This window comes from Streptomyces sp. NPDC032822, assembly GCF_055578825.1.
Window position 1 is genome coordinate 278,364 of record NZ_JBVIOL010000007.1, and the last position, 19,312, is coordinate 297,675.

Genomic DNA, 19,312 nt, shown 5'->3' on the forward strand with positions numbered 1-19,312 from the left:
GGAGGGACATAGCCGTGGAGGTCAAGATCGGCGTGCAGCACGCACCCCGCGAGATCGTTCTGGAGAGCGGTCAGAGTCCCGAGGAGGTCGAGCGGGCGGTCTCCGAGGCGCTGGCGGGCAAGTCGCAGCTGCTGAGCCTGGTGGACGAGCACGGCCGCAAGGTCCTCGTCCCGGCCGACCGCCTCGCCTACGTCGAGCTCGGCGAGCCGGTCACCCGCAAGGTGGGCTTCGGCGCGCTGTAGTCACACCCGAGCCGTATGCGGCTCCATGCACGACGAGAGGGGCCCGGCGACCGAGTGTCGCCGGGCCCCTCTCGGTTCTCCGCGGGATTCCGCTTCTCCTCAAGATTCTTTTCTCCACATATGGAGCACAAGTCACGCACAGAGGAGGATTGCATTCCGCAGGTCACGGGTATGACGGGCTACGACCGTAAAGCGCAGTGTGGCCGTGTGGGAGGGACCCCATGATGTTGTTGGAAGCGCTCGGCTCCGCTCTGCTGGGTGTCGTCCTGGCGGGACTGGCGATCCACCGACTGTCGCACCGGCTGCCCGCCCGTTCCCTGGTCCTCGCGACCGGTGTGGCCGGCGCCCTGTTCGGCGCCTTCGTCACGCACAGCGCGCTGGACGCGGGCGGTGTCCTGGCGACCCTCGTCGGTGCGACGATCGTCTCCTCGGCCTCGCTCTCGCTCCTGCTGCGCCCCGCGGGAAGACTCCGCCGGTCGGCGACCGCCTGATCCGTCGCCGATCACGGCGCAGGCGGTGAACGCCGCGAACACCGCGCTTGCGAACCCCGCCCCCGCGAACTCCGTGTGACCTACGCCGCCAGTCCCAGCGCCGCCATCCGCTTGGTGTGCGCCTCGGTGATCCGGGAGAACATCCGGCCGACCTCGGCGAGGTCGAACCCGTCCGCGACGCCGCCCACGAGCATCGTCGACAGCGCGTCCCGGTCGGCGACCACCCGCTGGGACTGCGACAGGGCCTCGCCCATCAGCCGCCGCGCCCACAGCGCGAGCCGCCCGCCCACGCGCGGCTCCGCGTCGATCGCCGCGCGCACCTTCTCCACGGCGAAGCCGGCGTGCCCGGTGTCGTCGAGGACGGCGAGGACCAGCTCACGGCTGTCCGTGTCGAGCCGGGCGGCGACCTCCCGGTAGAAGTCACTGGCGATCGAGTCACCGACGTACGCCTTGACCAGGCCTTCCAGCCAGTCCGAGGGCGCCGTCTGCTTGTGGAAGCCGTCCAGCGCGGCGACGAACGGCTCCATGGCGGCGGTCGGCTCCTCGCCGATCTCCGTCAGCCGGTCGCGCAGCTTCTCGTAGTGGTGGAACTCGGCCGACGCCATCTTCGCCAGCTCCGCCTTGTCCGCCAGCGTCGGCGCCAGCTTCGCGTCCTCCGCGAGCCGCTCGAACGCCGCCAGCTCGCCGTACGCGAGCGCCCCGAGCAGGTCGACGACCGCGGCGCGGTACTGCGGTTCGGCGGATGCCTGTGTCCAGTCCTGGGCGGCGACTCCGGTGGGTGCGACAGATTCGGCGGAGGCGTTGTCAGGCTTGTCAGAGGTCGTCATGAAGCGCACAATAGCCCGCTCACCGCGCGAGGGAAGTCCCTGGTCAATCAGTGTGACGACGACTACGTGACCAATTCGGCCATCGCGTGTGCGCGTTTCCGGGGTACAGTGGTAATGCGCCCGCCGACTATACGACGGGCCGCACGAATGAGGATGCCCGGTCGGTGGCCCGATCGGCTCCGACCCGACAGACCTCCTCGCCCGTACGGCACAGTGCGTACGGGATCCGGAGGGGGACCCTCAGCGGTTCGAGCGCTAGAGCGTCGGCAGTGGTCCCGTGTCCTACGGCTCCGCCCGTAAGGCAGTAGTCGACGTCCCCAGCACGGTCTTAGACGACCCCCGCGCTCGCCTCGCGCCGCGCACACAGAAGAGGCAGCACCCTGACTACGACTTTCCGAGAGCTCGGAATCCTCCCCGAGACGGCCGAAGCACTTGAGGCCGTCGGCATCGTCACCGCCTTCCCCATCCAGGAGATGACGCTCCCCGTCGCCCTTACGGGCAAGGACGTCATCGGCCAGGCCAAGACCGGCACCGGCAAGACGCTGGGCTTCGGCCTCCCGCTCCTTGAGCGCGTCACCGTCCCCGCCGACGTCGAGGCCGGCCGCGCCCAGCCCGAGGAACTGACCGACGCCCCGCAGGCGCTCGTCGTCGTTCCCACCCGCGAGCTGTGCACGCAGGTCACCAACGACCTGCTGACCGCGGGCAAGGTCCGCAACGTCCGGGTTCTCGCCATCTACGGCGGCCGGGCCTACGAGCCGCAGGTCGAGGCCCTCAAGAAGGGCGTCGACGTGATCGTCGGCACCCCGGGCCGGCTGCTGGACCTCGCGGGCCAGAAGAAGCTCGACCTCAAGCACATCAAGTCGCTCGTCCTCGACGAGGCCGACGAGATGCTCGACCTGGGCTTCCTGCCCGACGTCGAGAAGATCATCAACTTCCTGCCGGCCCGCCGTCAGACGATGCTGTTCTCGGCGACCATGCCGGGTGCGGTCATCGGCCTCGCGCGCCGCTACATGTCGCAGCCGACGCACATCAGCGCCACCTCGCCGGACGACGCGGGCGCGACGGTCGCCAACACCAAGCAGCACATCTACCGCGCGCACAACATGGACAAGCCCGAGCTGGTCGCGCGCATCCTGCAGGCCGACGGCCGGGGACTGGTCATGGTCTTCTGCCGTACGAAGCGGACGGCGGCCGACCTGGCCGACCAGCTCCAGCAGCGCGGCTTCGCCTCCGGCGCGGTCCACGGCGACCTCGGCCAGGGCGCCCGCGAGCAGGCCCTGCGCGCGTTCCGCAACGGCAAGGTGGACGTCCTCGTCTGCACCGACGTCGCCGCCCGCGGCATCGACGTCGACGGCGTCACCCACGTCATCAACTACCAGTCCCCCGAGGACGAGAAGACGTACCTGCACCGCATCGGCCGCACCGGCCGCGCGGGTGCCAAGGGCATCGCGGTCACGCTGGTCGACTGGGACGACATCCCGCGCTGGCAGCTCATCAACAAGGCGCTGGACCTCGGGTTCAACGACCCGCCGGAGACGTACTCCACCTCCCCGCACCTCTTCGAGGAGCTGAGCATCCCCGCGGGCACCAAGGGTGTCCTGCCGCGCTCGGAGCGCACGCGCGCCGGGCTCGGCGCGGAGGAGGTCGAGGACCTGGGCGAGACGGGCGGCCGCGGTGCACGCGGTCGCGGTGACCGTGACCGAGGCGGTCGCGGTGACCGTGATGGTCGCGGTGACCGGGGCGGTCGAGGCGGCCGGGACGAGTCCCGTCCGGCCGAGGGCGAGCGTTCGGCCCGTACGCCGCGTCGCCGCCGCCGCACGAGGAACGGTTCCGCGCTGGACACGACGGCTCCCGTCGGCACGGCTCCCGTCGAGGGCGTCGCCCCGCAGGAGACCGTCACGGCGGAGGACGCCACCACGACCCGCACCCCGCGCCGCCGTCGCCGCACACGCGGCGCCGCGCCGGACATCGCGCCGGCCACGGCAGCGGTGACGGCCGAGTCGACGGTGTCCGAGGTCGCGCAGGTCACGGAGGCGGCCCAGGCCGCCGTCGCGACGGCCGAGTCCACGGCCGCCCCGGCCGCCGAAGCCCCGGCGAGGTCGCGCCGCCGCCGCACCCGCAAGTCCGCGGAGACGGCGGTCGACACGGCCGGGTCCACGCTGCCGCAAGCGGTGACGGAAACGGTGTCGGAGCCGGTGACGCCGGCGGTGGTGGAGGCCGAGGCCCCCGTCGCCGCGCCGCGCCGCCGCACCCGTAAGGCCGCGTCCGCACCGGCGGCCGAGGTCGCTGTCGACACGGCCGAGGGGTCCGTGGCATCGGACGCCGAGCCGGTGGAGGCCACGCCTCGCCGTCGTACGCGGAAGGCGGCTGCCAAGGCTCCGGCCGAGGCCGCCGTCGACACCGCGGAGGGCACGGTGACCAAGCCGCGCCGCACCCGCAAGACGGCCGCCACCACCGAGGTCGCCGAGACCCCGGAAGCCACCGAGGCCGCGCCGCGCCGCCGGACACGCAAGACGGTGGCCACGGAGCCCGTGGCCACCGAGATCCCGGCGCAGCCGGCCGCGGAGGCCGAGCCGGTCGAGGCCAAGCCGCGCCGCACGCGCAAGGCCGCGGCCACCGCGGAGGCGGCGGTCGACACGGCCGAGGGCACGGTGGCCAAGCCGCGCCGGACCCGCAAGGCCGCGGCCTCGGCTCCGGCCGAAGCCGCCGTCGACACCGCGGAAGGCACGGTGACCAAGCCGCGCCGCACCCGCAAGACGGCCGCCACCACCGAGGTCGCCGAGACCTCGGAAGCCACCGAGGTCAAGCCGCGTCGTACGCGAAAGACCGCCGCCGCCAAGGCAGTCGAGGGTGAGACGGTCGAGGCCGCGGAGCCCGCGCCGCGTCGTCGCGCCCGCAAGGCCGCGGTACCCGCGGTGGCCGCCGAGATCCCGGCCCAGGCCGCCGCCGAGGAGAAGGTCGCCGCCCCGCGCCGCCGGGCCCGTAAGGCCGCGGTCGCCACGGAGTCGACGGACAACTGATCCACCGCTCGAAGGCCCGGTCACCTCGGTGACCGGGCCTTCGGCATTTCCGCAACGCTCCCAGAGGCACTCCCCCCAGGCCCTCTCGCAGGCGTTCCCGCGCACCGCAGCGGCGATTCCCGTCCGCGCCGGGGCCTCGCCCCCTCCCGGCCATCGCCACCCGATACCCTCCCCCCGTGAGCAGCCAAGCCTCCTTCGCCCTGCCTCCGCACGCCCGCGCCCACTCCCTGCGCACCCCGCGCGGGGACTTCGCCGTCGTCGAATCGCCCGTGGCGCCCGGCGTCGAGCCGAAGGGCACCGTGCTGATGCTGCCGGGGTTCACGGGCAGCAAGGAGGACTTCACGCTGCTGCACGAGCCGCTCGCGGCGCGCGGGTACCGGACGGTCGCCGTGGACGGGCGGGGCCAGTTCGAGTCCGACGGGCCCGAGCAGGACGAATCCGCTTATGCGCAGGGCGAGTTGGCGCAGGACGTGCTCGCCCAGGCCGGCACCCTGGAAGGGCCCGTGCATCTGCTCGGGCACTCCCTCGGCGGCCAGATCGCCCGTGCCGCGGTCCTGCGCGACCACACGCCCTTCCGCTCCTTCACCCTGGTCTCCTCCGGTCCGGCCCGGATCTCCGACTCCCAGCGGCAGCGCGTGAAGCTGTTGCGGGACGCGCTCGCCGTGATGGGCATGGCGGAGGTGTGGGAGGCCATCCTGGCGATGGGACCGCCCGAGGAGGTCGGCGGTCCCGCGCGCGGGATCGGTGGCACGGAGCAGCTGCGCCGCCGCTGGCTGAGCACCAGGCCCGCCCAACTCCGGGTCACGGGCGGTCAGTTGTGCACCGAGCCGGACCGGGTCGCCGAGCTGGCCGCCGTACCGCTCCCGTTGCACGTCCTGTCGGGCGCGCACGACGACACCTGGCCGGTGCCCCTGCTGGACGCTATGGCCGTACGACTGAAGGCGCGGCGGACGGTCGTCCCGGGCGCGGAGCACTCCCCCAACACCGACCGGCCCCTGCCGACAGCCCGCGCGCTCGCGGACTTCTGGGACGGTGTCCGGCCCCACCGGACCCCGGACACCGACGGGGACTGACAAAAACCACCCCGACCGACAGGGGCTAGTACTGCGTCTGCAGGTGTCCCCAGAACCCGTCCCGCAGGGCGCGTCTCAGGTCCGCCTGTCCCCGCAGTGAGTACTGCAGCAGACCCTCGGCCTCGACCAGGAGGTCCTGGTCGACGGAGCCGGGCAGGTACGGGTGGCCCGGCAGCAGGTCGACCAGGGAGTCGCGGCCCCGTGCCGCCAGCCACTTCGCCGCGATCTGGGCGCCGACGAAGCGGACGGCCTCGCGGGTGGGGCGGGACGCCGTCGACTCGTGGGCGGCGGCCGTGCGGCGGGACACGTAGGGCTTGAAGAAGTCGAGGTCGAGGGTGCGCTGGCTGTCGACCTCCCAGAGCAGGGGCTCGGCCTGGTTGCGGCCCTCCGGGGCCTCGATGCCCCAGAGGTGGACGCGGGCGCCGTAGCCCTGGGCCGCCTCGACCGCCGAGACCAGGTCCTCGTCACCGCCGAGGAGCGCCGCGTCGCTGATGGCGCGGTGCCGGGCGAGGGACTCCAGGTCGGAGCGGATGAGGGAGTCGACGCCCTTCTGCTGGTTGTTCGCGTTCAGGTTGCCGAGCCGGACCTTGACGTCCGGGAGTTCGGCGATGGACTGCTGTTCGCCGGTGTGAATGCGGCGCCTGGCACCGTCGTACCAGTAGACCCGCAGCAGGCGGCTGTCCGCGAAGATGGTGCGGGCCTTGTCGATGAGCGCCTCGATCAGCCCCTCGGCGTCGAGGTCGAAGGCCCGGCGGTCCTCCGTCCCGGAGACCAGACGGCCCGCCGCCGCGTACAGATACCCCGCGTCGACGAAGATCGCATGCGTGGAGGGCGTCTTCGCCACCTCGGCGAGCATGCGCTGGAGCAGCTCGTTCGCGTGGTCGATCCGGGCGCCGAGGGATGCGAGGTCGTCGTTCATCGCCGCCCATTCTCCCGGCGGTCACGCTGCGAACACAACCGGTCCCGGTCAGTCCCGTTCACACCGTTGCCAGACCAGACGTCTTACCGGTCAGTAATTAGCTGTTCGAAAAATTTCTTTAGCGTAGGGAATGTTTGTAACACGCAGCCCGTTGACTCACTACAGAAGACGTCGCACCACAGGACGCACCACAAGTAGTTCTCCGCAGGAGGATGACCAGACGAAGGGAGAAGCCAATGCGCTTCGAAATCATGCGACTCGACGATGTCGACGGCACGCCCGTGGACAGCACCGTCGTGGACGCCGCCTCCGTCAACCGAATCGTGCAGCAGGCCGCCGCCATAGGACAGCGCCTCTGGATTCGCCCGGCCGGGACCTCGGCCTCATAAGACGCGGTAGTACGCGGCAGGGCGCCGCGAGAAGCAGACTTCAGAGCCCCCGTACGGCACCGACGCCGGCGGGGGCTCTGCGCGTACCGCGTGTCCGGTGGGAGCTCAGCTCGCCCGGATCACCTGTGTGACCCCGTTGATGATCTGCTGCACGGCGATGGCGGAGAGCATCATGCCCGCGAGCCGGGTCACCAGGACCACGCCGCCGTCCTTGATGACCCGGATGATCAGCAGCGAGTACCGCATCACCACCCAGAGCACGACATGGATGGCGAGGATCGCCGCCCACACCGAGACCTGCCCGGCGACGCCGTCGGCCTTCTGCACCGCGAGGATGACCGACACGATCGCCCCCGGGCCGGCCAGCAGCGGCATCCCCAGCGGGACGAGCGCCACGTTGACGTCCTTGGTCTGCTTCGGCTCGTCCGTCTTGCCGGTGAGCAGGTCCAGCGCGATCAGCAGGAGCAGCAGCCCGCCCGCGATCATCAGCGCGGGCACGGACACGTGCAGATAGTCGAGGATCTGGTGCCCGAGCAGTCCGAAGACGGTGATGACCCCGCCGGCCACACAGACGGCCTGGAACGCCATCCGCTTCTGCACCTTGGCGGGACGCCCGGAGGTCAGGGCGAGAAAGATCGGGGTGATCCCCGGGGGATCCATGATGACGAAGAGGGTCAGGAACAGGGAGCCGAAGACGGCGAGGTCGAACATGGGAGCCTTGCTGGTGACAGACGGACGGAAGGGGACGGGACGGGACCGGCCGCGACCGGGCACCGCGGAACGGGACGGCCGCGAGGGGAACGGGACGGCCGCCGGGGCGGCGAGCCTCAGGCCCCGCCGGTCCCCGGGACGGGGAACGCGCCCGTGGCCCGGCGCGTGATCTCGCCGTACACCTCGGGATCCGTCACGTGCTCGCCGAGCACGCACGTCTTGCGGCTGCCGTGGTAGTCGCTGGACCCGGTGGTCAGCAGCCCGAGGTCCCGGGCCAGGCCGCGCAGCCGCGCCCGGGTGTCCGGGTCGTGGTCCATGTGGTCGATCTCGATGCCGTCGAGCCCGGCCGCGGCCATCTCGGCGATGGCGGACTCAGGAACGGTGTGCCCGCGCTTGCTCGCCCCCGGGTGGGCGAACACGGTGACCCCGCCCGCGCCCTTGACCAGCCGGATCGCCTCGAAGGGGTCGGTCTCGTGCTTCGCCACATGGGCCCGGCCGCCGTCGGCCAGCCAGGCCCCGGTGAACGCGTCGTTCACGGTCGGTACGACGCCCAGCTCGACCAGCGCGGTCGCGACGTGCGGGCGCCCGACCGAGCCGTCGCCCGCGATCCGCGCGACCTGTTCCCAGGTGACCGGCACGCCCAGCTCCTGGAGCCTGGCGACCATGGCCCGCGCCCGCGGCACCCGGTCGTCCCGCACCAGCTCGCGCTCGGCGAGCAGCGCCGGCTCCTCGGGGTCGAAGAGATAGGCCAGCATGTGCATGGAGACACCGTCGATACGGCAGGACAGCTCGGCGCCGGTGACCAGCGTGAGCCCGGCCGGCAGCGCGGTGATCGCCTCGGCGTGCCCGCGGGTGGTGTCGTGATCGGTCAGCGCGACGACGTCGAGGCCGGCCGCGGCTGCGTTCCGTACCAGCTCGGCCGGGGTGTCCGTGCCGTCGGACGCGGTGGAGTGGGTGTGCAGGTCAATACGCACGACACGGACTCCAAGCGACGACGGAACAAACCAGAACGCCCAAGGATAACCGCCTCCCCGTCACCCCCGAACCCCCCAAACACCCCCTACACCACCCACCCAGGGGCGCGGGGAACCGCGCGACCAGCCCAAGACAGCCCGCAGCCGCCAACCCACCCGGCACCCCCACTCCCCTGGGCGCCTACGGCTCGAGCAAGCGCGGCGACAACGCCCCGCACGGCACCAGCTCCACCTCGGCCCCCGCGTCCCGCAGGTCCGTCAGCACCAGCTCGTCGTACATCAGCAGCCCCGACTGCTCGGGCCAGACGACGGCCCACACCCACAGTCCGAGCGCCTCGCCCGCGAAGACCGCGCGGTCGTCCGGCGCGCCGGCCACATGCCAGAGCGGGGTCGGGCGGCCGGCGGCGAGCACCTTGGCCTGGGGTGGTTTCTCGACGTTCAGGTAGGGGCCCGGGTCCGGGCCGTCGACGCCTGCGTACCGCGCGCCGAGGCCGACGCCGAGTTCCTCGGCGACCAGGATCAGCTCGCCGAGGCCGCCGAGCGGTCCGGGTCCGGAGCACGCGACGGCGGTGGCCCGGCCGCCGCTGCGGTCGTCGCCCGCGCAGGCCACGCCCGTGAACAGCCAGCCGACCGGCAGCGGCCACGGCATCCACACCGGGACGTGGGTGCGGTGCACCACGACGTCGAGCGCCTCGACACTGGGCGGGATCACGGGCTGCACCGGGTGCACGGTGCCGTGCGCGTCGCACTGCCAGGAATCGGCGAAGAGTCCGGGAGCCCTGACCCGGCCACCACACTTCGGGCAACTGGGTTCGCCCCTCATAGGGCCCCACGGTCCTACCCCTGCCGCGCCACGTCAAGGACTGATCACCCGTCCGGGCGGAGGTTCCGGGAGGTCCGGGCGACCCAATAGTAGATGTAGCTTGCATTAATTAGCCACGCTAACTTAGTATGTGCATATACCAACCATCTCCTCAGGGGAGGAAACCATGGACGACCCCCTCGACGCGGGAGCCGGAAGCCTCCTGCGACAGCCCAAGGCGGTCTGGGCGACCGCCGGCGCGTCCGTCGTCGCCTTCATGGGCATCGGGCTCGTCGACCCGATCCTGCCGTCCATCGCCTCCGGGCTGGACGCCACCGCCGGCCAGGTCTCGCTGCTCTTCACGTCGTACTTCCTGATCACCGCCATCGCGATGCTGGTCACCGGCTTCGTCTCCAGCCGCATCGGCGGCAAGAAGACCCTGCTGCTCGGCCTCGCCCTGGTCGTGGCCTTCGCGGCCCTGTCGGGCACCTCGAACTCGGTCGCCGAACTCGTCGGCTTCCGGGCCGGCTGGGGCCTCGGCAACGCGCTGTTCGTCTCGACGGCCCTCGCGGTCATCGTCGGCGCGGCGGCCGGCGGGAGCGCGGCCGCGATCCTGCTGTACGAGTCCGCCCTCGGCCTCGGCATGGCGTGCGGGCCCCTGCTGGGCGCCCTGCTCGGTGACGCCAGCTGGCGCTACCCCTTCTTCGGCACCGCGTTCCTGATGGCCATCGGCTTCCTGTGCATCACGGTGTTCCTGAAGGAGCAGCCGAAGCCCGCGAGGAAGACCTCGCTGCTCGACCCGATCAGGGCACTCGGCCACGGCGGCCTGGCGTCGGTGGCGGTGTCGTCGTTCTTCTACAACTACACGTTCTTCACCGTGCTGGCCTTCACGCCGTTCGTGCTGGACATGACCCCGTACAGGTCGGGCGCGGTGTTCTTCGCCTGGGGCGTGCTGCTCGCCGTCTTCTCGGTGCTCGTGGCGCCGCGGCTGCAGCGGCGGTTCGGTTCACTGAAGGTGCTCGGCGGCTCACTGCTGCTGCTCGCGGCCGACGTGCTGGCCCTCGGGTACGGCGACCACACGACCGCTGTCGTCTGCACGATCCTGTCGGGCGCCTTCATCGGCGTGAACAACACCGTGTACACGGAGCTGGCCCTCGGGGTGTCGGACGCCCCGCGCCCGGTGGCGAGCGCCGGCTACAACTTCGTGCGCTGGTTCGCGGCCGCCGCCGCCCCCTTCTTCGCGCCGAAGATCGAGGAGTGGAGCGACATCCACATCCCGTTCGTGGTCGCGGCGGTCACGGCGGTGCTGGGCGCGGTCGTCGTGGTGGTACGACGGAAGGCACTGACGCACGACGTCGAAGAACTGGAGCCGCGGCACGCCACCGAGGACGGCGTCGCCGTGTTCGCCAACTGACGGTTTCCGGCCACCGGTTGGTGAGATCAGTCACTCCAACGGGACGGACCTGCGGGACGGATCCCTCAGGTCCGTCCCGTTCGTCAGCCAGCGCTCCTGGAGGGCCTGCGCGCCGTGCACCCGCTTCCAGGCTGCCTCGTTCGGGGTCATCGGGAGCAGCGGCAGGAACCGGACGGGGTCGAGGGGCTGGTCGAGTTCCAGGTCCTCGACCAGGCCGCCGGGCTCGGCGACCAGGACCGAGGTGAACGGGGCGCCGGGCCACAGCGGTTCACCGACGTCCAGGGAGGCGCCGGGGGCCACGACCACGCCTTCGACCTGCGGGGACGCGGCGAGGACGGCGAGCGGGCGGAGCACCTTGTCGGTCTCGGCGCCTTCGCCGCGGACGGAGAGCACCAGTTCGGCGCGCGGCCCCTCGACCGGGTCGGCGAGCGCCGCCGTGGGGTCGCTCATCGGCCGGGCGGCCATGCCGAGCGTGGCGTAGCGGACGATGTCGCCCTCGGTGAAGCGGAGCACCTCGATGCGGTCGGTGCCCAGAAAGGTGACCGCCGCGCGCGCGTCCGGCTCGCCCAGCGCGGTGCGCAACCGGGCTTCGACCAGAGGAAGAACATCAGCCATGTCGCGAGCATAGAACTCGTCAGTACCGGGCAAAGCAGCGCCTTGACACTTCGGCCGGCTGATACCCTGAGCCGGTGGTTCGGGGCAGCACGCAGAAGCGTCGCGGTCAAGCCCTGACGCCGTCGAGACTCCCTTACGAGGGACCGGCCGGAGGAGGTGGGGCTGCAATGGACCGAAGTCGACCGTGCAGTAGCACCCGCTCTTCCCGCCGCTGATGTAGCTGCTCTGGCTCTGGCTGGCCGCCACCTCTCGCACTCGCTTCACCGCGGAAGAGCGCTTCGTTTCTTTTTGCCTGATCTGTCCGAACTGCCCTGTCTGCTGAGGCAGTAGCTGTATCAGTAGCGAAGCTCGCCACCGCGACGGTGCGGTGCTCCCCGCTTTGTGGACGTGCCAAACATCCGCAGTCAGGACGTCCCCATTCCGGGTAGTTCCACCCGTCGCCGGAGGCCTTTCGTTGCCCGTCACGAAGGAGCCCGCCATGTCGATGATCCGCGACCTGCGCGCCGTCGTCCGCCCGTCCCGCGTCTCCCTGCGCAAGGACACCGGCAGCGTCTACGACACGACCCGCGACCCCTCGACGCCCTCCGCGGTCGTCGACTGCGCCATCTACCGCGACGGCGCCCGCGTCCAGACCCCGAAGCCGCTCACCCCGCACGAGGCCATGCGCCGGGTACGGCGCGACGGAGGCTTCGTGTGGATCGGTCTGCACGAGCCGACCGAGGCCGAATTCTCCGGTATCGCCGGTGAGTTCGGGCTGCACCCGCTGGCCGTCGAGGACGCGGTGCAGGCCCACCAGCGGCCCAAGCTGGAGCGCTACGACGACTCCCTGTTCACGGTGTTCAAGACCATCCACTACGTCGAGCACGACCGGCTCACCGCCAACAGCGAGGTCGTGGAGACCGGCGAGGTCATGTGCTTCACCGGCCGGGACTTCGTCATCACCGTCCGGCACGGCGGCCAGGGCTCGCTGCGGGCGCTGCGCCACCGCCTCCAGGACGACCCCGAACTGCTCACCAAGGGCCCCTCGGCGGTGCTGCACGCGATCGCCGACCATGTCGTCGACGGCTACATCGCGGTCGCCGACGCGGTGCAGGACGACATCGACGAGGTGGAGACCGAGGTCTTCTCGCCGGGCCGCAAGGGCGGGGTCTCGCGCGGTGTGGACTCGGCGGGCATCTACCAACTCAAGCGCGAGGTCCTGGAGTTCAAGCGGGCCGTCTCGCCGCTGCTGCGCCCCATGCAGCTGCTCAGTGAGCGCCCGATGCGGCTGATCGACCCGGACATCCAGAAGTACTTCCGGGACGTCGCCGACCACCTCGCCCGCGTCCAGGAGCAGGTCCTCGGCTTCGACGAACTGCTCAACTCGATCCTCCAGGCCAACCTCGCGCAGGCGTCCGTCGCCCAGAACGAGGACATGCGGAAGATCACCTCCTGGGCCGCGATCATCGCCGTACCGACGATGGTGTGCGGCGTCTACGGCATGAACTTCGACCACATGCCCGAACTGCACTGGCGGTACGGCTACCCGGCGATCATGGGCGTCACCGTGGTCCTCTGCCTCGGCATCCACCGCACGCTGAAGCGCAACGGCTGGCTGTGAGGGCCCTGGATAGGCTGGGGCCCATGACCGCCGAGCCCATGACACGCGAGCTGCTCGACCAGGCCCTCGTCGAGGAGGCCACGAAGAAGTCCGGCCTCGTCTGGGTCAAGGGCGACGCCCCGACGCCCGACGGCGCGGGCCACGGCTCCCCGGCCCGCGCGCTGTGGCACGTGTGGCACGAGGGCGCGGTCTGTCTGGTCGGCGACGGCCCGGGCGAACAGCCGCTGCCGGGGCTGGCCGACGGGTCGACGGCCGAGGTCACGGTCCGCAGCAAGGACAAGGGCGGCCGGCTGGTCTCCTGGGCGGCGAAGGTCGTGGAACTGGCGTCCGGGTCCCCCGCGTGGGAGGCCGCGGTCGCCGAGCTCAAGGGCAAGCGGCTGAACGCCCCGGACGGCGAGGCCATGACGGAGCGCTGGGCCCGCGAATGCCGGATCCTGCGCCTGGAGCCGACCGGCACGACCACGCCGCTGCCCGAGGGGGACCTCGCCCAGGCGCCGCTGCCGACGTCGGCGACCACCCGCGCGCCGGCCCCCGCGGGCCTGCCGCGACTGCTGCTGAAGAGGAAACGCGGGCCGCGCTGACCCCCTACGACGTGGGCAGTTGCCTGCCGTAGTCCAGGGTGTCGTCCTTCGCCGGCTCGTCGAGGGCGAAGTCCTTGCCCCAGTCGGAGAAGCGGAGGGTTCCCGCGCTGCCCGCCCGCACCAGGAGGAGCGGATACGGCTTGCCCTCCAGGGAGACGTCCAGCGTGCCGCCGGAGCCCTCGTCGCCGGTGAGGCGGATGGTGCGGACACCCGCCTGTTCGTGGTGGCCGTCCGTGCCCAGGGCGCCGTGCAGCGTCAACAGCCCGTCGAGGAGAACGTCCATGTCCGTGAAACCGCTGAACTTCTTGTACGAGGGATCGCCCTGCGGCACCTTCACGTACTTGCCGTCGAGCTTGTCGGCCGCCGCTGCGTCCGCGTCGGAGCCGTCCCCCTTGCCGTCCGCGTCGGTCCAGAAGGTCGCGTCCGCCTTGAGGAAGAGCTGCTCGCCGATCCTGAGCAGCTGGAAGGTCGTCCCCTCCGCGGTGACCGAGCCGGAGCCGCCGTCGGCCTTCAGCCGCATGTCGAGCTTGTACGTACGCCCGCTGGTGGCCACGTTCCCGGACAGCCGGAGGGCCTGGGCGGAGGCGGCGGCGGTACGGGTCCGGGACTGGATCTGGTCGGCCGGCAGCTTGCCGACGCCGTTGGTCCCCGCGTCCGGGTCCTCACCGCATCCCGTCAGGGCCGTCCCCGTCACGAGCAGCACGCACACGGCGCCCCGCAGTGCGGCCCTGGGGGTTCGGCGCCGGGGAATCGCAGTCACAGATGGGGCTGCCTTTCTGACAAGGGTCCTTCAGCGGCGTACGGCAGCGTACCGGGGCCCCGAGCCACCGTCGGAGCCAGTCCGTCCGGACCGCTCACCAGGGCGTATCCGATCGGGACGGGCTAGCCTGAAGCCCACCCGAGCGGGCAATTCGGAAAAGAGACCCACCCAGCGGCCCACGCGACGCAGGCCCACGCATCCCGGGTGCACGCACCCCGGGATGCGGTTCCGCACGAATCCCGCACGAAAAGGAAACACAGCCATGGCAGCGGGCGCCCCCCGGATCTTCGTCTCGCACCTCGCCGGTGTCGCCGTCTTCGACCCGACAGGCGACCAGGTCGGCCGTCTGCGCGACCTGGTGGTCATGCTGCGCGTCGGACGACGACCGCCACGTCTGCTCGGCGTGGTCGTCGAACTCGCCACGCGCCGCCGTATCTTCCTGCCCATCACCCGGGTCACCGGCATCGAGTCCGGGCAGGTCATCACCACCGGTGTGCTCAACGTCCGCCGCTTCGAACAGCGGCCCACCGAGCGGCTGGTCTTCGGTGAACTCCTCGACCGGCGGGTCACCCTCGTCGAGCACGGCGAGCCGGGTGAGGAGGTCACCGTCCTGGACGTGGCGGTGCAGCAGCTGCCGGCCCGCCGGGACTGGGAGATCGACCGGGTCTTCGTCCGCAAGGGCGGCAAGGGCGGCGCGTTCCGGCGCAAGGGCGAGACGCTGACCGTCGAGTGGTCCGCCGTCACCGGTTTCGCCCTGGAGGAGCACGGACAGGGCGCCGAGAGCCTCCTCGCCACCTTCGAGCAGCTGCGCCCGGCCGACCTCGCCAACGTCCTGCACCACCTCTCCCCCAAGCGGCGCGTCGAGGTCGCCGCGGCCCTCGACGACGACCGCCTGGCCGACGTCCTCGAAGAGCTGCCGGAGGACGACCAGATCGAGATCCTCGGCAAGCTCAAGGAGGAACGTGCCGCCGACGTCCTGGAGGCCATGGACCCCGACGACGCGGCCGACCTGCTCGGCGAGCTGCCCACGGACGACCAGGAGCGGCTGCTGAGCCTGATGAAGCCCTCGGACGCGGCCGACATGCGGCGCCTGATGGCCTACGAGGAGCACACGGCCGGCGGTCTGATGACGACCGAGCCGATCGTGCTGCGTCCCGACGCGACCGTCGCCGACGCCCTGGCCCGGGTCCGCAACGCCGACCTCTCCCCCGCCCTCGCCGCCCAGGTCTACGTCTGCCGGCCGCCCGACGAGACCCCGACCGGCAAGTACCTCGGCACGGTCCACTTCCAGCGCCTGCTGCGCGATCCGCCGTACACCCTGGTCAGCTCGATCATCGACGACGGCCTGCAACCCCTCGATCCGGACGCGGCACTGCCGCTGGTCGCCGGGTTCTTCGCGACGTACGACATGGTCGCGGCGCCCGTCGTGGACGAGGCCGGGTCGCTGCTCGGCGCGGTGACCGTGGACGACGTCCTTGACCACATGCTGCCGGAGGACTGGCGGGAGACGGAGTTCCACCTCGACGAGGACGAGGACGCGAACGAAGCCGGGGACGAGGCCGCGGACGACGCCGGCCGCGGAGAGGTGGCCCCCCATGACTCCTGAGCGTGAGAGCACCCGCGAGGCGGCCCGGGAGCGCACCCCGGCGGGCGCGACCGCCACCACCCGCTCCCGCCCCCGTCTGGACCAGCCACGGGCGCCCCGGCGCCGGTTCCTGCCCGAATGGGACCCGGAGGCCTTCGGACGGCTCTCGGAGCGCATCGCGCGCTTCCTGGGCACCGGACGGTTCATCGTCTGGATGACGGTCGTCATCATCGCCTGGGTGCTGTGGAACATCTTCGCGCCGAGCGACCTGCGCTTCGACCACTACCCGTTCATCTTCCTGACCCTGATGCTGTCCCTCCAGGCGTCCTACGCCGCCCCGCTGATCCTGCTCGCGCAGAACCGGCAGGACGACCGCGACCGGGTCAACCTCGAACAGGACCGCAAGTCGAACGAGCGGTCCATCGCCGACACCGAGTACCTGACCCGCGAGATCGCCTCGCTGCGGATCGGCCTCGGCGAGGTCGCGACCCGCGACTGGATCCGCTCCGAGCTGCAGGACATGCTCAAGGAACTGGAACACCGGCGGGACGGCCACGTCACATTCCCGGCAGAACGGCCGGAACGGCCGAGGGGGCGTGACGTAGACGACCGGTGACGGGCTTACCGGCCGCCCCGTACCGCGCCGTACCATCGTCGTATGGCTACGGAAGACGCGGTGCGTGAAGCACTGGCGACGGTGAACGACCCCGAGATCAACCGACCCATCACCGAGTTGGGGATGGTCAAGTCGGTGCAGATCGGCGCGGACGGAGCGGTCGCGGTCGCCGTGTACCTGACGGTCTCCGGCTGCCCGATGCGCGAGACGATCACCCAGCGTGTGACGGACGCGGTCGCGGCGGTCGAGGGCGTCACCCGCGTCGACGTCGAACTCGACGTCATGAGCGACGAGCAGCGCAAGGAACTGGCGACCGCGCTGCGCGGTGGCCAGACCGAGCGCGAGGTGCCCTTCGCCAAGCCCGGCTCGCTGACCCGGGTGTACGCGGTCGCCTCCGGCAAGGGCGGCGTCGGCAAGTCGTCGGTCACGGTGAACCTGGCGGCGGCGATGGCGGCGGACGGCCTGAAGGTCGGTGTCGTCGACGCCGACATCTACGGCCACAGCGTGCCGCGCATGCTGGGCGCCGACGGCAGTCCCACCCAGGTCGAGAACATGATCATGCCGCCGTCGGCGCATGGCGTGAAGGTCATCTCGATCGGCATGTTCACCCCGGGCAACGCCCCGGTCGTCTGGCGCGGCCCGATGCTCCACCGCGCACTCCAGCAGTTCCTGTCGGACGTGTACTGGGGCGACCTGGACGTCCTCCTGCTCGACCTGCCGCCCGGCACCGGCGACATCGCCATCTCGGTGGCCCAGCTGGTCCCGAACGCCGAGATCCTGGTCGTGACGACGCCTCAGCAGGCGGCGGCCGAGGTGGCCGAGCGGGCCGGTTCCATCGCCGTCCAGACCCACCAGAAGATCGTCGGCGTGGTCGAGAACATGTCGGGCCTGCCGTGCCCGCACTGCGACGAGATGATCGACGTCTTCGGCACCGGCGGCGGCCAGTCGGTCGCGGACGGCCTGACCCGCACGACCGGCGCCACGGTCCCGGTCCTCGGCTCCATCCCCATCGACGTCCGCCTCCGCGAGGGCGGCGACGACGGCAGGCCGGTCGTCCTGAGCGACCCGGAGTCCCCGGCGGGCTCCGCCCTGCGCGCGATCGCGGGCAAGCTCGGCGGACGCCAGCGGGGTCTTTCGGGCCTGTCGCTGGGGATCACCCCGCGCAACAAGTTCTAGCTCCGGTACGCCTGGCTCGGGTACGAGGAGGGGGCGCCGTCTCACGGACGGCGCCCCCTCCTCGTACCACGGGCTACGCGTAGTCGCCGATGTCCTTGATCATGGCGAAGCCGAGGCCGTACGCGCTCATGCCTCTGCCGTACGCCCCCACGTGCACCCCGGCCTGCGTCGACCCGGCCAGCACCCAGCCGAACTCGGACTCGCGGTAGTGGAAGGGCGTCGGCACGCCGTCCACGGGCAGGGACAGCGACGACCAGTCGGAACCGTCCAGGTCGTCCGCGAGGGCCCACGCCGTCTCGGTCTGCTGATCCAGCCAGTCGTCACGCAGGCTGTGGTCCATCTGGCCGGGCCAGGTGAAGGACAGCAGCCCCACCCCGGCGAGCCAGGCCGCCGAGGAGACCGAGGTGGCCTCCAGCAGCCCCGTACCGTCCGCGCTCCTCCTGGACGGATTCGCCGCGACGGTGACCACCACCGCGAACTTCTCCTTGTCCTCCGACGCCTCGTTCCGTACGGAGGGCTCGTCGCCGTGTCCGATCGAACCGTGCTCGACGGCTCCGTCAGCCGACGTACCGACCTGCATCAGCCAGCGCGGCCCCGTGAAGGCCTCGTCGAGGCCGTACCACGGGAAGGGCGCCAGCAGGTAGCCGTCGACCGTGCGCCGCGCGGAGGGGACCTGTTGTCCACCCTCCGCGGACGTCTGCGCGACTGCCCGACTCGTCGTCTCCATGTGCCCGGACGCCTCCTCGTTCTCGTCGGAACGAACGGCCCGCCCCCCTTCGGGCGTACTCGTCCGCTCCGCACAACAACTCGGCAGCATAGCCACACCGCTCCGAGCAGCAGGGAAAGCGCCCGGCGCGTGGGTCGCCCAGGAGGCCGGTTCAGGCCGTGACAGGGGCCCCGCGGAGTATGAAACGCGTCACGTACGGCTCATGGACGGCGCGTGGCGGGCGCCCGGAAGATCCGCGGAAGCCTCGCCGACGGCTCAGGTGGCGTCCGCGTCGTACGGCGGGCGCTCCTCGGGCTTCTCGGGCTTCTTCGTCATGTCGACGGTGCCGCCGGAGGAGCCGGAGGAGCCGGCCGAGGCCGACGAGGAGGAGGACGAGTCGCCGTCGCGGCCGTGGACCGCGTCCGTGACCTCGGCCATCTCCTTCTTCAGGTCGAATCCGTTGCGGATCTCCTTGAGCCCCAGCTCGTCGTTGTCCAGCTGCTTGCGGATGAACGCCTTGGGGTTCAGGTCCTCGAACTCGAAGTCCTTGAACTCCGGGCCCAGTTCGCTGCGGATGTCTTCCTTGGCGCTCTCCGAGAACTCCCGGATCTTGCGGATGGTCCGCGTGACGTCCTGGATGAGCTTGGGGAGCTTGTCCGGACCGAAGACGAGCACGGCGAGGACAACGAGCGTGACCAGCTCGAGCGGTCCTATGTCATTGAACACCTGAAGCTCCTTGCGATGTCCTCGGTCCTCGGCCCTCGGCGGTCTGGGTGGGTCTTCCGTGGTCCGGGCCGGGTCCACGGTACCC

General features: G+C 71.3%; 20 protein-coding genes. 11 read left to right on the plus strand and 9 right to left on the minus strand.

The window, feature by feature from the left end:
• Window positions 1–14: 14 nt before the first annotated feature.
• Both ACZ5VD_RS21785 and ACZ5VD_RS21790 read left to right on the plus strand, forming a co-directional pair.
• The gene (locus ACZ5VD_RS21785) at window positions 15–242 is read left to right on the plus strand and encodes a DUF3107 domain-containing protein (RefSeq protein ID WP_468547225.1); all 228 of its coding nucleotides are present in this window, start codon (window positions 15–17) and stop codon (window positions 240–242) included.
• A 224-nt stretch (window positions 243–466) separates the two neighbouring features.
• On the plus strand, window positions 467–733 hold the full coding sequence (locus tag ACZ5VD_RS21790; RefSeq protein WP_468547816.1) for a hypothetical protein: 267 nt from the start codon (window positions 467–469) through the stop codon (window positions 731–733).
• An 80-nt stretch (window positions 734–813) separates the two neighbouring features.
• Here ACZ5VD_RS21790 and ACZ5VD_RS21795 read toward each other — a convergent pair whose 3' ends face one another.
• Window positions 814–1,569: a ferritin-like fold-containing protein gene (locus ACZ5VD_RS21795; protein WP_468547226.1), complete on the minus strand. Its 756-nt coding sequence runs from the start codon at window positions 1,567–1,569 to the stop codon at window positions 814–816.
• 464 nt (window positions 1,570–2,033) lie between these two features.
• Here ACZ5VD_RS21795 and ACZ5VD_RS21800 point away from each other — a divergent pair, with 464 nt between their 5' ends.
• Complete coding sequence (locus tag ACZ5VD_RS21800; RefSeq protein ID WP_468682971.1) at window positions 2,034–4,580, plus strand: DEAD/DEAH box helicase; 2,547 nt, start codon at window positions 2,034–2,036, stop codon at window positions 4,578–4,580.
• 176 nt (window positions 4,581–4,756) lie between these two features.
• Window positions 4,757–5,653 (plus strand): alpha/beta fold hydrolase, encoded by an 897-nt coding sequence (locus ACZ5VD_RS21805; protein ID WP_468682972.1) that lies wholly within the window; start codon window positions 4,757–4,759, stop codon window positions 5,651–5,653.
• A 25-nt stretch (window positions 5,654–5,678) separates the two neighbouring features.
• Here ACZ5VD_RS21805 and ACZ5VD_RS21810 read toward each other — a convergent pair whose 3' ends face one another.
• Window positions 5,679–6,572: an NYN domain-containing protein gene (locus tag ACZ5VD_RS21810; RefSeq protein ID WP_468547229.1), complete on the minus strand. Its 894-nt coding sequence runs from the start codon at window positions 6,570–6,572 to the stop codon at window positions 5,679–5,681.
• A gap of 236 nt (window positions 6,573–6,808) precedes the next feature.
• Between ACZ5VD_RS21810 and ACZ5VD_RS21815 the strand changes: the two genes are divergently transcribed.
• Window positions 6,809–6,961 (plus strand): hypothetical protein, encoded by a 153-nt coding sequence (locus tag ACZ5VD_RS21815; protein WP_467510682.1) that lies wholly within the window; start codon window positions 6,809–6,811, stop codon window positions 6,959–6,961.
• 105 nt (window positions 6,962–7,066) lie between these two features.
• Here ACZ5VD_RS21815 and ACZ5VD_RS21820 read toward each other — a convergent pair whose 3' ends face one another.
• The 3 genes from ACZ5VD_RS21820 to ACZ5VD_RS21830 all read right to left on the minus strand — a co-directional run bounded on the left by ACZ5VD_RS21820 (window position 7,067) and on the right by ACZ5VD_RS21830 (window position 9,469).
• On the minus strand, window positions 7,067–7,672 hold the full coding sequence (locus ACZ5VD_RS21820) for a MarC family protein (protein ID WP_468547230.1): 606 nt from the start codon (window positions 7,670–7,672) through the stop codon (window positions 7,067–7,069).
• A gap of 116 nt (window positions 7,673–7,788) precedes the next feature.
• Window positions 7,789–8,646 carry a PHP domain-containing protein gene (locus ACZ5VD_RS21825; protein ID WP_468682973.1) on the minus strand — a complete coding sequence of 286 codons (858 nt, stop codon included), beginning with the start codon at window positions 8,644–8,646 and terminating at the stop codon, window positions 7,789–7,791.
• A 181-nt stretch (window positions 8,647–8,827) separates the two neighbouring features.
• Window positions 8,828–9,469, minus strand: coding sequence for a DUF6758 family protein (locus ACZ5VD_RS21830; RefSeq protein ID WP_468547232.1), 642 nt, complete (start codon window positions 9,467–9,469; stop codon window positions 8,828–8,830).
• A gap of 166 nt (window positions 9,470–9,635) precedes the next feature.
• Here ACZ5VD_RS21830 and ACZ5VD_RS21835 point away from each other — a divergent pair, with 166 nt between their 5' ends.
• Entirely contained in the window at window positions 9,636–10,862 is a 1,227-nt protein-coding gene (locus ACZ5VD_RS21835; protein WP_468682974.1) for an MFS transporter, read from the plus strand.
• 30 nt (window positions 10,863–10,892) lie between these two features.
• Here ACZ5VD_RS21835 and ACZ5VD_RS21840 read toward each other — a convergent pair whose 3' ends face one another.
• Entirely contained in the window at window positions 10,893–11,477 is a 585-nt protein-coding gene (locus ACZ5VD_RS21840; protein ID WP_468547234.1) for a suppressor of fused domain protein, read from the minus strand.
• A 478-nt stretch (window positions 11,478–11,955) separates the two neighbouring features.
• On the opposite strand from ACZ5VD_RS21840, the gene ACZ5VD_RS21845 reads away from it, so the two are divergent.
• Together ACZ5VD_RS21845 and ACZ5VD_RS21850 are read left to right on the plus strand one after the other, a co-directional pair.
• Window positions 11,956–13,077, plus strand: coding sequence for a magnesium and cobalt transport protein CorA (locus ACZ5VD_RS21845; protein ID WP_468547235.1), 1,122 nt, complete (start codon window positions 11,956–11,958; stop codon window positions 13,075–13,077).
• Between the two features lie 38 nt (window positions 13,078–13,115).
• Window positions 13,116–13,658, plus strand: coding sequence for a hypothetical protein (locus tag ACZ5VD_RS21850; protein ID WP_468547817.1), 543 nt, complete (start codon window positions 13,116–13,118; stop codon window positions 13,656–13,658).
• Between the two features lie 4 nt (window positions 13,659–13,662).
• Here the strand turns inward: ACZ5VD_RS21850 and ACZ5VD_RS21855 are convergent, their stop codons facing one another.
• Window positions 13,663–14,418, minus strand: a complete 756-nt coding sequence (locus ACZ5VD_RS21855) for a hypothetical protein (protein ID WP_468547236.1) — start codon at window positions 14,416–14,418, stop codon at window positions 13,663–13,665.
• Window positions 14,419–14,680: 262 nt separating this feature from the next.
• On the opposite strand from ACZ5VD_RS21855, the gene ACZ5VD_RS21860 reads away from it, so the two are divergent.
• The 3 genes from ACZ5VD_RS21860 to ACZ5VD_RS21870 are packed head-to-tail and all read left to right on the plus strand — an operon-like array spanning window position 14,681 to window position 17,795.
• On the plus strand, window positions 14,681–16,024 hold the full coding sequence (locus tag ACZ5VD_RS21860) for a magnesium transporter MgtE N-terminal domain-containing protein (RefSeq protein WP_468547237.1): 1,344 nt from the start codon (window positions 14,681–14,683) through the stop codon (window positions 16,022–16,024).
• A complete protein-coding gene (locus ACZ5VD_RS21865; RefSeq protein ID WP_468547238.1) occupies window positions 16,014–16,619 on the plus strand; it encodes a DUF1003 domain-containing protein in 606 nt (201 codons plus the stop codon). The genes ACZ5VD_RS21860 and ACZ5VD_RS21865 overlap by 11 nt, the downstream gene beginning before the upstream one ends.
• 42 nt (window positions 16,620–16,661) lie before the next feature.
• Window positions 16,662–17,795 carry an Mrp/NBP35 family ATP-binding protein gene (locus ACZ5VD_RS21870; RefSeq protein ID WP_468547239.1) on the plus strand — a complete coding sequence of 378 codons (1,134 nt, stop codon included), beginning with the start codon at window positions 16,662–16,664 and terminating at the stop codon, window positions 17,793–17,795.
• Window positions 17,796–17,868: 73 nt separating this feature from the next.
• On the opposite strand, the gene ACZ5VD_RS21875 is transcribed toward ACZ5VD_RS21870, so the two are convergent.
• Window positions 17,869–18,522 (minus strand): hypothetical protein, encoded by a 654-nt coding sequence (locus ACZ5VD_RS21875; RefSeq protein ID WP_468547240.1) that lies wholly within the window; start codon window positions 18,520–18,522, stop codon window positions 17,869–17,871.
• A gap of 255 nt (window positions 18,523–18,777) precedes the next feature.
• The gene (locus ACZ5VD_RS21880; RefSeq protein ID WP_468682975.1) at window positions 18,778–19,227 is read right to left on the minus strand and encodes a sec-independent translocase; all 450 of its coding nucleotides are present in this window, start codon (window positions 19,225–19,227) and stop codon (window positions 18,778–18,780) included.
• Between the last annotated feature and the right edge of the window lie 85 nt (window positions 19,228–19,312).